A 14,729-nucleotide genomic window follows, 5' to 3' on the forward strand; every position below is an offset into this window, starting at 1 on the left:
GTTCGTCTATTGCATTTTAAAACTTAAATTTGTGAAGTGAATTCCGAAGAAAACAAAACTAAAACATATACGGTAGCTTTTTATAATCTCGAAAACCTCTTCGATATTTATAATGATCATTCCAAGCATGACGACGATTTTTTGCCCAAAGCAGATAAGCGATGGACTAAAAAGCGTTATGATCGAAAACTTTTTAAGCTAAGCCAGGTTATTTCAAAAATTGGTTTTGAGAATACACAACAGCCTCCTTCTATTGTAGGCTTAGCTGAGGTCGAAAATAAAAACGTACTTAGAGATTTAATAGATAGTAAAGACTTAGAGTCATATGATTATGGTATAGTTCACTATAATTCTCAGGACGAACGTGGTATTGATGTCGCCTTGATCTATGATAAAACGGTATTCACAGTTGTCAATTCCAAAACCTTTTCTATTTACATTGAAGATGAATTTGGAGAGCAAGATTATACAAGAGACATATTATTAGTGTCTGGTGTTCTTCATTCTGAAAAAGTACATTGCATTGTAAACCATTGGCCTTCTAGGCGAGAAGGAGAAAAGGAATCTATGCATAAACGATTGAAGGCAGCTCAAAAGGTTGTTGAAGTTATTGACACTATAAAAGAGGAAGATCCCAATGCTAAATTATTAGTGATGGGAGATTTCAATGATAATCCGAGTAACGAAAGTATAAAGTTTCTTTCTGAAAAAGGAGCCTTATACAACCCTATGGAAACCATGTTGTCCTATAGTCGAGGGAGTCTAAATCATAAATTCAAATGGAATCTCTTTGACCAAATTTTGTTTTCTACCAACTTTTTTGAAATCCAAAAAGATAAGTTGAGATTTGATGAGGCCAATATCTTTGATGAAAAATTTCTAACCGAATATAAAGGTAAATTTAAAGGGCAACCATTTAGAACATATGTAGGTAAAAAATATAAGGGTGGATACAGTGATCACTTTCCAGTTTATATACAATTAAATGTCTCCGAAAAATAAGTTCTTAACGTCTTTTCCTTTTTGTCGATGATAAATGCCTTTTATCTATTATAACAATGTTAACAGTTCGTTAATTGCCATTTTTTTTATCTTCGGATACTTATATGAGTCTTGTTGAGAGACTTATATTGTCTAAATGAATCTGTTCTCCCCTTTGAACGGTAATTTAAGACATTAACTATCAATAAAATAAAATAATTTAATAGCTATAAATTGATATGAAAAAAGTTTTACTCTCGTTAACATTTTTATTTGCTTTTTCGTTATGGAGTGCCAGCGCACAGATAACGTCATATCCTTACGCCGAAGATTTTGAATCTGGCGATGGAGGTTGGGTAGCAGATAATACTACTGCAGGGACATGGGCATTAGGAACTCCAGCCGCAGCAGTGATTAATACAGCCGATTCAGGAACCAATGCCTGGGTTACCAATCTAACAGGAGAATACAACGTTGATGAAGATTCATTTGTTGTAAGTCCTGTTTTTGATTTATCATCATTAAATGCACCTTCTATTGAGTTTAGCATTTGGTGGAATTCAGAATTTAGTTGGGACGGTCTGGTTTTACAATCATCTATAGATGATGGAAATTCTTGGCAAAATGTAGGAGCTCAAGGAGATCCAAATAATTGGTATAATGATGGAACTATCGGTGGAAACCCTGGTGGGCAGCAAGTAGGATGGACAGGAAGAGGAGCAACAGGCTCTGGAAACTGGGTCGTTGCTAGGCATGCCTTAACAGGACTAGCAGGAGAAGCCAATGTGATTCTAAGATTTGCTTTTGGATCTGATGGATCTGTTCAAGATGAAGGTGTCGCTTTTGATACGGTTTCTATTTTTGACGTTAGTTGCCCTGAACCAGCAGGAATTACTGTAAGTAATATTACAGCAACTTCAGCAGATATTAACTGGACAGCAGGTGGTTCTGAGACGAACTGGGAAGTCGCTGTTCAGCCTATAGGAACTGGAATTCCTTCAGGACCTGGAGCAATGACAACAAATAACCCTTATGTTGCGCCAGGCTTAACTGCCGTAACAGATTATGAAGTATATGTAAGAGCAGATTGCGCAACAGACGGTTTTAGTAACTGGGTAGGTCCAGTTAACTTTTTATCTGGTTGTGCTGTATTCGTTCCAGATTATTTAGAAGGTTTTGCTACAATTACCCCGAATTGTTGGGATGAAGCAGCAGACGGCGATGCTACTACAGGGCCAACCGGCTTAGGTGGTGGAGACTGGGGAGCAGACGGATTTTTAAATAATGGTTTTGATGGTGCTTATAAGATTAATTTATGGCAGGCTGCCAAAAGTGATTGGATATTATCACCACAGTTTGATTTAACTGGTGGACCATTTCAAGTAGATTTTGATTTCGGAATCATGCAATTTGCTAGTAGCACAACTGCAGGAACATTAGGATCTGATGATACCGTACAATTATTAATAAGTACAGATAACGGCGGAAGTTGGACAAGTTTAATAACTTTTGATAATACTACAGTTGTTCCTGTTACAGGAACTCAAGTGGTCTATGATCTAACAGCTTATGCTGGGCAAATAGTTCAGTTTGGAATCCTTGGATCGGAGGGAACAGTTGACGATGCTGAAGATAATGATGTGTTTGTGGATAACTTTAGAGTTAGAGCAATTCCTTCTTGTCAAGAACTCACAGGTGTAGTTGTAGATAATGTTACAGATACGTCGGCCGACGTAAGTTGGACAGCAGGAGGTTCTGAAACGTCATGGGAAGTTGTAATTCAACCACAAGGAACAGGAGTTCCTTCTGGAGCAGGAACTGCAACAACAAATAATCCTTATACAGCAACACCATTAAACCCAAGTACAGCATATGAGGTTTGGGTTAGAAGCGATTGTGGTGTTGACGGGTTGAGTAGTTGGGTTGGTCCAATCGACTTTACAACATTAAATACTCCTCCTCCTCCTCCAGTAGGCGTAACTTGTGCATCAGGTTCGTCTTCATTTATTTTTACTGAAAATTTTGACCAAGATCCTCCGGCAGGTTGGACTGGTACTGGTTTTGACGGTTCAAATGGAAATTGGGATATTACTGCTGCTGGTGCGAATTCGTTCGGAACGGGTCCAGCAAATGCTTTTGATGGTGGTACAGGAAATCACTTAGAATATGAAGCAACAGGAGACGCAACTGATATTGCATCGGCTATAAGTCCAGGTATTGATTTAACAACTGCTGTTGATGGAGCCGAATTATCATTCTTTTTCCATGCTTTTGGTGACGATATGGGTACTCTAAATGTTGGAATTGGTAATGACGCTGCCGGGCCTTTTACTAATGTATTTACATGGGTTGGTGATTTACAAATAACTGATGATGAAGCTTGGGTTCCTGTGGGGATTAACTTAGATGCCTACTTAGGACAAGTTATTTACTTAGAATTTAGTTACGGTGGAGCCGGAACTGGATTTGAGGGCGATATGTCTATAGATTTTATTAGAGTAGAATCTTGTGGAAACTTCTGTATCCCTCCAAGTGGAATAACTGTAGCTAATATTACAGGTACAACCGCAGATATAAGCTGGACACCTAATAATGGAGAAACATCATGGGAATATGTTGTTGTTCCATCTGGTACTGGAGAACCAACTGGTCCCGGAACTACTGTTGGAACACCTTCGGCTAATATAACTGGTTTAAATTTTGAAACAGAATACGAAGTTTGGGTAAGAGCCGATTGTGGTAGTGAATTTAGTATATGGTCTGGACCAGTAACATTTACAACAACAATTCAAACAAACTTTGATGTAGATTGTGCCGTAGGACCTGTTAACAGTTTCTTATGTTACGGAAATAATGATTCAGAAATATTTACTTATACAAGCTCTGATGGTTCTCCGCTTAATTTAACAATTAATGTTGGAGAAATTGAAGGCGCACCATTTGATTTCTTATTGGTTACAGATGGAAATGGTACTGTACTATATAATGACGAAGGAAATGACGGTGTTTTAGACGGATTATCTTTTCAGTCAATTACAGACACTATTACAATTCAAATTTTATCTGATGGATCAGTAAGTTGCCAATCTGGTAGTGGATGTTGTTTAGATGGCATCGACTTCACAGTGGCTTGTGCTACTTGTATAAATCCAGTTGCAACATATCAAGTGGTTGACGATTGTGATAATGGAGATCAATTTTTGATTGATGTTAATATAACAAGTTTAGGTGATGCTACATCACTTACGATTTCTAATAATATTGATGCCACAACAGTTCCTGTAACTGCAGTTGGTACATATCAAATTGGACCATTCCCATTTTTAGTGGATGTTGTCGTATCGGTTAGTAATGATCAAGACGTTAATTGTGTTATTAATAGTAGCCCAATTCAACTATTAGCTTGTCCACCAGAAAATGATAACCCTTGTAACGCTACTGTAGCTGTTGTAAATAATGATGAATCTTGTGACTTAGTTACACCTGGAACATTAGTTGAAGCGACAGAATCTGGTGTGCCAAGTGGATCATGTGCTGGAAATCCTGATGATGATGTGTGGTTCGAATTTGTGGCATTAAATGAAGTACAATTAATATCTCTAGTTAACATTGCTGGTGGCGGATTCAATACAGACCATGCCCTTTATGAAGGAACTTGCGATGGTCTAGTAGAAATAGAATGTACAGACGGAACAGCTAGTGTAACACCGCAATTAGTAGTTGGAAATACATATTATATAAGAGTGTTCTCTGGAGGAAATGATTCTGAAACAACGACGTTTGATTTATGTATCAAAGAGGCACCAACAAACATTATATGTGAAAATGCAGAAAACTTCTGTGCTGAGCCAGGTGGAGCTTTAACTACATCTAATATTATTGGTATTCCTGATCCTACAGATATTGCTTGTTTATTCTCTGCACCGAATCCAACTTGGAATATCATTCAAATTGGAGATCCTGGTTTAATCGAAATAGAAATTTCTCAAGTTGATGATAATGGAAATGGATTAGATGTTGATTTCGTGCTTTGGGGACCTTTCGATTCAGTAGAAAATGCTTGTGGTAATTTAGACTTAGGATGTCCTAATCCTGGTGGAGATTGCCCTAATAATACGGCAGATCCAAACTTCTATCCTTTCGGAAACATTGTAGATTGTAGTTATTCGTTTATTTCAACAGAAAACTTGACTATAGACAATGCACAAACAGGAGAGATCTATTTATTATTAGTTACCAATTTCTCCGATGATCCTGGAACAATCTCAATTAGCCAAACAAATACTGGTGGAGATGGTGATGGTGATATCACTGCAGAAATTGAAGTAGATTTAGGTGCAGATCAAAACTTCTGTGGTTTCCCAGATTTCGTCTTAAACGCAGATTCACCATTCGCAGATACTTATGAGTGGTATGAAGATGGATTTATTATAAATGGAGAAACAGGACCAACATTAACAGTTTCAACATCTAGTACATATACTGTAATTGCTTATGACGAACAATGTGATGCTCAGGCTCAAGATTCGGTAACTGTTGTATTTGGTTTAGAACCGGTTGCAAATGCAGTTGCAGACATTGTAACTTGTGATGATATTTCAGCAGATGAAATTGAAGACTTCGATTTAGATATTCAAACTGCTGGAGTGCTAGGAACACAATCTGCTACAGATTTCAATGTTTCATATCACTTAACATTGGCAGATGCCCAAGCAGATGTAAATCCGTTACCTTTAAATTATACTAACACCTCTAACCCACAAACTATCTTTGTGCGAATAGAGGATGCCAATGCAGAATTCTGCTTTGCTACAACAACGTTCGATTTAATTATATCTGGACCAACTCCAGATGCTACTAGTGTACCGATTGAAGCGTGTGATGATGATACAGATGGTGTAACATTATTTGACTTAGCAGGACATGATGCAAATATTTTAAATGGACAAAGTGCAACAGACTTTACTGTGACCTATTACGAAACTGAAGCAGATGCCGAAGCAGGAACAAATGCTATTGACACTTCTGTTTTATACAGTAGTGCATCACAAACGATTTATGCAAGAGTTGAAAGTAACGTTGCTTTTGATTGTTACTCTACAACACCTTTTGATTTAATAGTTAAACCGTTGCCAAGTACAACATTTGCAACAGATTTTGATTATGAAGTATGTCCTAATGCAACAGTACCTATTTTAATTACGGCGACGGCAAATAACTATACCGAATCTGAAGTGTCGATTGTATGGTATCAGGATGGTGGTGTTATTGCAGGAGAGAACGGATTAACCTTACCAGTATTAGAGGCCGGACTTTATGAGATTGAAGTGACCTTTAACGATGCAACACAATGTTCTAGTATTACAGCTCAGAACATAATTGAATTAGAAAGTTGTGTTATCCCTCAAGGTATTTCTCCAAATGGAGATGGTATGAATGATACTTTTGATTTAAGTAGCTACGATGTAAGTAAACTTGAAATATTTAATCGTAATGGAACTTTAGTATATTCTAAAAACAACTATACAAACGAATGGTATGGACAAACCAATGATGGTGATGAACTGCCTGTAGGTACCTATTTCTACACGATGGAATATGAAAATGGTAAGCAAAGAAGTGCCTGGGTTTACATACAACGACTTAACTAGTAACCAATTAAAATCTTAAATAGAATTCTAAGAATTCAACCAAACTAAAACAAACAACTAACAAATGAAAAAATTTTATATCATTATTGTATTGCTTATCGCAACACAAGTGTATGGACAGCAAGATCCACAATATACACAGTACATGTATAATATGAATGTAATCAATCCTGCATATGCAGGTTCTAAAGAGAATTTATCTTTTGGATTACTTTACCGTACGCAATGGACTGGAATTGATGGAGCTCCAAAAACAGGAACATTTTTCGGACACCTTCCAGTAGGCGAGAAAGTAGGGATAGGTTTATCTATTATCGCTGATGAAGTTGGGCCAATTAAAGAAACGAATGCGTATGCTGATTTCTCATACACATTGCAACTAGGTGGAGCACACAGATTAGCTTTTGGTGTTAAAGCAGGAGCTACGTTTCACGATATTGGATTGGCAGGAATTGATTTAATAGATCCAAACGATCCGTTCTTTCAAAATATAAATACAACCACTCCTAATATTGGAGCTGGAGCCTTTTACTATACAGATAATTATTATCTGGCACTCTCTGTTCCGAATATCCTAAACTCTGTTCATTTAGATGCAAATGGAAATAAATTAGGTTCAGAAGAAGCACATTACTTTCTTACTGGTGGATATGTTTTTCAGTTATCTCCAAACGCTAAGTTAAAACCTTCGTTTTTAGTGAAATCTGCTTTTAGTGCACCAACATCATTTGATGTTAACCTAAACGCATTATTTTATGAGAAGTTTGAAATAGGTGCTTCGTATAGATTGGATGATTCTTTTTCTGGATTAGTCAATTTTGCTATTACACCATCGTTAAGAATTGGATATGCATATGATAATGTAACTTCTGATATTAGAAGGTATGCTCCGGCATCTCACGAATTTATGTTATTATTCGATTTAAACTTTCCGAAGAAAGTTTCACGTTCACCAAGATATTTCTAATCAGTTAAGCTAAAACAATCATGAAAAAATTATTGACACTTTTTACAATAGCAGCATTAAGTAGTTTCAGCTTAATTGCTCAGAATAAAGACACTAAAAAAGCAGATAAGCATTTTAATAAATTTGAATTTGTCGAAGCTGCTGAAGATTACGCTAAATTAGTTGAAGATGGTAAAGGAAGTCCTTACGTTTATAGTCAACTAGCAGAATCATATTATAACGTATTTAACACTCAAGAAGCAGAACGTTGGTATGCAAAAGCTCTTGAAAGTGCTGATAACCCTGAGATGATTTTCAAATACTCTCAAATGTTAAAAGCCAATGGGAAATACGAAGAATCAAATGCTCAAATGAGAAAATTTGCAGGAATGCGTCCTAGTGATGATCGAGCAATAGCATTTAATAAGAACCCTGATTACTTACCTAAAATTTTAGAAAAAGGTAAAAAATTCAACATTCAAAACTTAGGGTTTAATACAAAATATTCAGATTTTGGAGGAACACTTCAAGATGGTAAACTTTACATTACTTCAGCAAGAAATACGTCTCGTAAAACTTATGGATGGAACGAAGAACCATTTTTGGATATTTATGAGTTGACTAAAAATGATGATGGAACTTACCAAGCAGGTGCTCTAGTTGAGGACAAAGTAAATACGAAACATCACGAAGGTTTAGTCTCGTTCTCTCCAGATGGAAATACGATGTATTTTTCGAGAGAAAGTTTCTTTGAGAAAGAATACGAAAAAGATTCTATTACAAAATACAGATACAGTTTATTACACCTTTTCAAGGCAACGAAGTCTGGAGGAAAATGGGGGAATGTTGAAGGCTTTCCAATGAATAGCGAGAACTACTCTGTTAAGAATCCTTCTGTTAGTGCTGATGGAAAAACACTTTATTTTGCTTCTGATATGCCAGGAGGATATGGTTTGTTTGATATTTACAAGGCGTCTATAAATGATGATGGATCTTTAGGAGAGCCTGAAAATATGGGCCAAAAAGTAAATACTCAAGGACAGGAAATGTTCCCATATATTAGTAGTAACAATACATTATACTTCTCATCTAATGGTCATTTAGGACTTGGAAATTTAGATGTTTTCTATACGAAGGAAGTTGATGGGAAATTGGCTCCAATACGTAATATAGGAATCCCTATTAATAGTAATGCAGATGATTTTGCCTTTAGCTTAGATGAAGAGACAGAAGAAGGATTTGTTTCTTCCAACAGAGATGGTGGTTTAGGAGGTGATGACATTTACGCGATAAAGAAACTTCAACCATTATGTGATGTTTTAATTACAGGTATTGTTACAGACTCTAAAACTGGAAACCCTATTAATGCAGCATCTGTCACAATGTATGATGATCAAGGAAATAGTGTATTATCTAAGGTGACCAATTCAGATGGTACAGTAGAGTTTATCGTTGAATGCGGACAAGGATCAGAGTTGGAAGTGACTATGGATGGATACGAAAGCAGAAAAGTTACAGTTAGCGCTACAGACGAAGAAGAAGTTGAAGTAGCGATTGCACTCGATCCTATTGAGGTTATAGTAGGCCCTGAAGTTGTTAACCTTGATCCAATTTATTTCGAATTTGATAAATCAAATATTACTGCTCAAGCGGCCTTTGAACTTGATAAGTTAGTTCAGATCATGAATAAATATCCAGATATGGTTATTAATGCAACGTCACATACAGACAGCAGAGGTTCTGCCCCTTATAATGAAAGGTTATCAGATAGAAGAGCAAAAACTACAGTTCAGTATGTTATTTCTAAAGGAATTGACAAAGCCAGAATATCTGGTATGGGTAAAGGAGAAAGTGAGCCTAAGGTAAATTGTGGCTCGAATTGTACAGATGAAGAACATCAACTGAATAGAAGATCCGAATTTATTATAGTAAGTGGAGGTCCACAAGCGCAATAATATAAAACAAATATAAAAATGACTAACTAACCAATATAAAGCCCTGAATTAATCAAACAGGGCTTTTATTGTTTATATCTAAAATTGCTACATGAACTACATGTAAAAGAAAAAGTTTAAAAAAACAACCGACACACATGAAAAAAATAATCTTTCTCTTTGCGCTCATATTTGCCTGTTCTTGGGCTGAAGCGCAAACGTATTTACAAGAAAATTTTGATACGGAAATTCCTGCAACATGGACTGTTACCGACGAAGGAGGTGCAACAGGTGATTCTTGGATTTCTGGTCAGCAAGGAGGCGGAAATAGCCTAAATGGGACTAACTGTGCTATAGTAGATAGTGACTCTAATGGAAATGGAACAGAATTAGTAGAAACATTAACCTCGCCAGTATTTGATACAACTGGTGCAACAGCTTTGTTTTTAGATTTTGATCAATTCTATAACAATATAGGTGATGATACCGCTGTTGTTGAAGTTTTTGACGGAACCAATTGGGTTGAAGTACTTAATCAAACGGCAGATGCCGGAGGGTTTGATGCTCCTGATGAACAACATATTGATATTACTGCGTATTCTAACGCTGCAATGCAAGTCCGATTTATTTATAATGACGGTAATGTATGGGCTTGGTACTGGTTAGTAGATAACGTTCAAGTTTACAACTCTACTTGTAACTTCCCTTCGGGAATTACAGTTACAAATATTACTTCTACATCTGCCGACATAAGCTGGACAGCAGGAGGAACAGAAACAGAGTGGGAAGTTGTAGTTCAACCGTTAGGTACAGGAGAACCAACGGGTTCAGGAACGGCTACAACAGATAATCCTTTTACGGCAACAGGCTTATCAGCAATTACAGAATATGAGGTTTTTGTAAGAGCCAATTGTGGCGCTGATGGTTTTAGTATTTGGTCTAGTGTTGGAAATTTTGAATCTGCTTGCGATGTATTCGTACCAGAATACCTAGAAGATTTTACAACAATTATACCTAATTGTTGGGATGAAGCAGCTGATGGAGATGCAACAACAGGACCTATGAACCTTGGAGGAGGTGATTGGGGACCAGATGGATTTCTAAATAACGGATTTGATGGTGCTTATAAGATTAATTTATGGCAAGCAGCTAAGAGTGATTGGATAATATCACCTCAGTTTGACTTAACTGGAGGACCATTTCAAGTAGACTTTGATTTTGGAATTATGCAATTTGCTAGTAGCACTACTGCCGGAACTTTAGGGTCTGATGATACCGTTCAATTATTTATTAGTACAGATAATGGAACAAGTTGGACCAACTTAATAACATTTGATAATACTACTGTAGTTCCTGTTACTGGAACACAAGTGGTTTCCGATTTAACAGCTTATTCAGGACAAACTGTGCAATTTGCAATATTAGGGTCTGAAGGAACTGTTGATGATACCGAAGACAATGATGTTTTTATAGACAACTTTAGAGTTCGATTAATACCATCTTGTCAAGAACCAAGTGGTTTAACCGTAGCTAATGTTGGAGGAACTACAGCCGATATAAGCTGGACAGCTGGTGGTGCTGAAACAAGTTGGGAGTACGTAGTACAACCTCTTGGAACAGGTATGCCGTCAGGACCAGGAACAACGGTTGCAATGACATCAGTTAATGAAACAGGATTAACATTCCAAACAGACTACGAAGTTTGGGTTAGAGGTAATTGTGATGCAGATGGCTTTAGTAGTTGGATTGGTCCAGTTACATTTACAACAACGGTACAATCAGATTATACTATAGATTGTACGCAACCACCAACACAAATTAATTATTGTTATGATAATAATGACACAACTAACTGGACATTCACGTCCACAGATGGAAGCCCAATTAGATTAACGTTTAATGCAGGTGGAATTGAAAGTTGTTGTGACGATATATTAGTATATGATGGAGCAGATAATACAGCACCATTAATTTACCAAGGAAATAATGGCGGAGATCTTTCAGGATTACAATTTGATTCGACAGGAGATACAATGTTTATGGAAATTGATGCTGATGGATCTGTAAGTTGTGCTTCAGGAAGTTTCTGTTGTACAACTCAATGGGATTTTACTGTGGCTTGTGCAACTTGTGTGCAGCCTGAAGCAACTTATAGCGTGGTATCTAACTGTACAGTTGGACCAGAATTCTTTGTCGATGTAGACTTAACTAGTTTAGGTTCGGCGACATCAATTACACTTAGTGACGATCAAGGAAGTGCTGACCAAACAGTTAGTGCTACTGGTATTGTAACATTTGGACCTTATGATAATAATACTCCAGTTGTTATTTCTGTGGCTAATGATGACGATCCTAACTGTATGCTTACGAGTGAATCGCTAACACAAGAGTTTTGTATTGATAATATTGTTGATTGTTCAGCAGGACCTTTAAATGCTTTCTATTGTTATGAAAATAATGATGCAAACCAATTCTCTTATACAAGTTCAGATGGTTCACCAGTAAGAATTACAATCAACTCTGGTGAAATTGAAGGAGATCCTTTTGATTTCTTAGTTGTTTTAGATACTGATGGTGTAACAGAATTGTATAATGGAGAAGGTAATGATGGTGTTCTTGACGGATTGGTATTCCAATCTACAGGAGATACGATTTTCTTCCAAATTACTTCAGACGGTTCTGTAAGTTGTTCATCTGGAAGTTTCTGTTGTTCTGATGGGATAGATTATACAGTGACATGTGCAACTTGTGTAAATCCTACAGCAACTTATCAAGTTATTGACGATTGTGATAACGGAGATCAATTCTTAATTGACGTTAATGTAGCATCTTTAGGTGATGCAACGTCATTGACAATCTCTAATAATATTGATGCTAATACAGTGGCTGCAACAGCAGCTGGTGTTTACCAGGTTGGACCATTTCCATTTGGTGTAGATGTTGTTGTTACAATTAACAATGACCAAGATGCTAACTGTGTTATCAATAGTGATGCAATTCAATTATTAGCATGTCCTCCAGACAACGACAATCCTTGCGATGCTACAGTTGCAGGAGTTAATGCTGACGATAGTTGTGATATTATTACTCCAGGAACCTTATTAGAAGCAACGCCATCGGGTATTGCAGACGGAAGTTGTGCTGGAGATCCAGATGATGACGTTTGGTTTGAATTTACAGCAGTAGATGAATTTCAAATTATTCAATTTTTAAATATTACTGGAGGAGGTTTCTTCCAAGATTTAGATCATGCAGTTTATGAAGGTACTTGTGATGCACCTGTAGAATTATACTGTTCTCCTGATACTGCAAGTTTAACACCAGCATTAACGATAGGTAATACGTATTATATTAGAGTGTTCTCGGCAGGAGATGATGGTGTTGATTATACATTTGATTTATGTATAAGACCAGGTACTGGAAATGTATCGGTTGATCAAGATACATATACTGTAGAAGAACTGGTTGTAGACATATTAATTGATAGCCCTTGTGCTCAAATTACAAATATTACATTCTCGACAGGTACAGATTTCGGCGATGTTAATGGTATTGGATACTTCACATCAGATGAGGGTAGTTTCCCTTTTGAAGATGGTATTATATTAACTTCTGGAGATGCTAGTAGAGCTGGTGGACCAAACTTTAATGCCATGAGTGATGGTGGTTTTGGATGGCCTGGAGACCCTGAGCTGGATGCAGAAGTAGGAATAAATTCTAATAATGCGTCTATTATTGAATTTGATTTCGTGCCATTATCTGACGAAATCAGCTTTGATTTCTTAATGGCTTCCGAAGAATACAACGGAAGTACAGGTGGTACATTTGAATGTACGTTCTCAGATGCATTCGCATTCTTGTTAACAGACGAAGACGGTAATACAACTAACTTAGCAGTATTGCCTGGTACAAACACACCAATTTTGGTCACTAATATTCACCCTGAAAACCCAGGATGTCCTGCAATAAATGAAGAATATTTTGGCGGTTATGTTCCTCAGAACCTTCCTCCAATTTCATTTGACGGTAGAACCGAAGTATTTACGGCATTCTCTGAAGTAAATATTGGAGAGAACTATCACATTAAACTTGTTATTGCTGATGCAACAGATGCTGCTTTAGATTCTGGAGTATTCTTGAAAGCTGGAAGTTTTGATATTGGTGAAGTAGAACTAGGTGAGGACATTACGATTGCTTCTGGAACAGCAGCTTGTGTGGGAGAACAGATCGTTTTAGAAACGCAAGCGTTATCTGTAGACCATGTATGGTTTAAGGATGGGTTTGTTATTGAAAATGAAACGTCTAACACCTTAGTTGTTACTGAAGATGGTACGTATACAACTCAAATTATTTTCTCTCCATCATGTATTATATCTGATGAGATTTTAGTTGAGTTCTTACCTCTACCAATTGCAAATATGCCACCAGATTTAGTTGGATGTTCAATTGGAAATGATACGGCAGTATTTAATTTATCGGATAATGATTTAGCCATTTTAGGCGATACGCAAAGTCCTGATGATTTTACAGTAACGATTCATTTAACAGAGCAAGACGCCATTGATGGTGTTAATCCGTTAGTGAGTCCTTATACGAGTTTATCTAACCCTCAAACGGTTTATGCTCAAGTAACCAATAATGCCACAGGTTGTACAAACACAACAAGTTTTGATTTAGTCTTAGGTACAGAACCTGAAACTACATTTACACAAGATTTCGATTACGAAGTGTGTCCTAATGCAACTGTGCCAATTATTATTACGGCAACACCTGTTAATTATAACACGTCTGAAGTGACGATTAATTGGTATTTAGATGGTGTATTACAAGCTGGTGAAAATGGATTGACATTCCCAGTATTACTTGCTGGAGATTACGAAATTGAAGTCATCTTTAATGATACTGGTTGTTCTAGTATAACAAGTCAAACTGTTATTGAATTAGAGAGTTGCGTAATACCTCAAGGAATTTCGCCAAATGGAGATGGTATGAACGATACGTTTGATTTAAGCAGTTACCGCGTTACCAAGTTGGAAATATTCAACAGGTTAGGAACACTAGTGTATTCTAAAACGAACTATGTTGACGAATGGCATGGACAAACCAACGATGGTGAAGAATTGCCTGTAGGTACTTATTTCTATACTATGGAGTACGAAGATGGTACAAAGAGAAGAAGTGCATGGGTTTATATTCAACGTTTGAATTAAAGCCTAA

Annotated in this window: 5 protein-coding genes; all 5 read left to right on the forward strand. The window is 36.8% G+C overall.

Features of this window, described 5'->3' with window-relative positions; all coding sequences use genetic code 11:
* Positions 1-36 precede the first annotated feature (36 nt).
* The 5 genes from Q0787_RS06090 to Q0787_RS06110 all read left to right on the forward strand — a co-directional run bounded on the left by Q0787_RS06090 (position 37) and on the right by Q0787_RS06110 (position 14,722).
* Entirely contained in the window at positions 37-1,002 is a 966-nt protein-coding gene (locus tag Q0787_RS06090) for an endonuclease/exonuclease/phosphatase family protein (RefSeq protein WP_298901350.1), read from the forward strand.
* A 218-nt stretch (positions 1,003-1,220) separates the two neighbouring features.
* The gene (locus Q0787_RS06095) at positions 1,221-6,632 is read left to right on the forward strand and encodes a gliding motility-associated C-terminal domain-containing protein (RefSeq protein WP_298901351.1); all 5,412 of its coding nucleotides are present in this window, start codon (positions 1,221-1,223) and stop codon (positions 6,630-6,632) included.
* A 64-nt stretch (positions 6,633-6,696) separates the two neighbouring features.
* A complete protein-coding gene (locus Q0787_RS06100; protein ID WP_298901352.1) occupies positions 6,697-7,599 on the forward strand; it encodes a type IX secretion system membrane protein PorP/SprF in 903 nt (300 codons plus the stop codon).
* A gap of 20 nt (positions 7,600-7,619) precedes the next feature.
* Positions 7,620-9,533 (forward strand): OmpA family protein, encoded by a 1,914-nt coding sequence (locus Q0787_RS06105; RefSeq protein ID WP_298901353.1) that lies wholly within the window; start codon positions 7,620-7,622, stop codon positions 9,531-9,533.
* Between the two features lie 137 nt (positions 9,534-9,670).
* On the forward strand, positions 9,671-14,722 hold the full coding sequence (locus Q0787_RS06110; RefSeq protein WP_298901354.1) for a choice-of-anchor L domain-containing protein: 5,052 nt from the start codon (positions 9,671-9,673) through the stop codon (positions 14,720-14,722).
* Positions 14,723-14,729: the final 7 nt, after the last annotated feature.

It is taken from the genome of uncultured Psychroserpens sp. (assembly GCF_947492715.1).
GTDB lineage: Bacteria > Bacteroidota > Bacteroidia > Flavobacteriales > Flavobacteriaceae > Psychroserpens.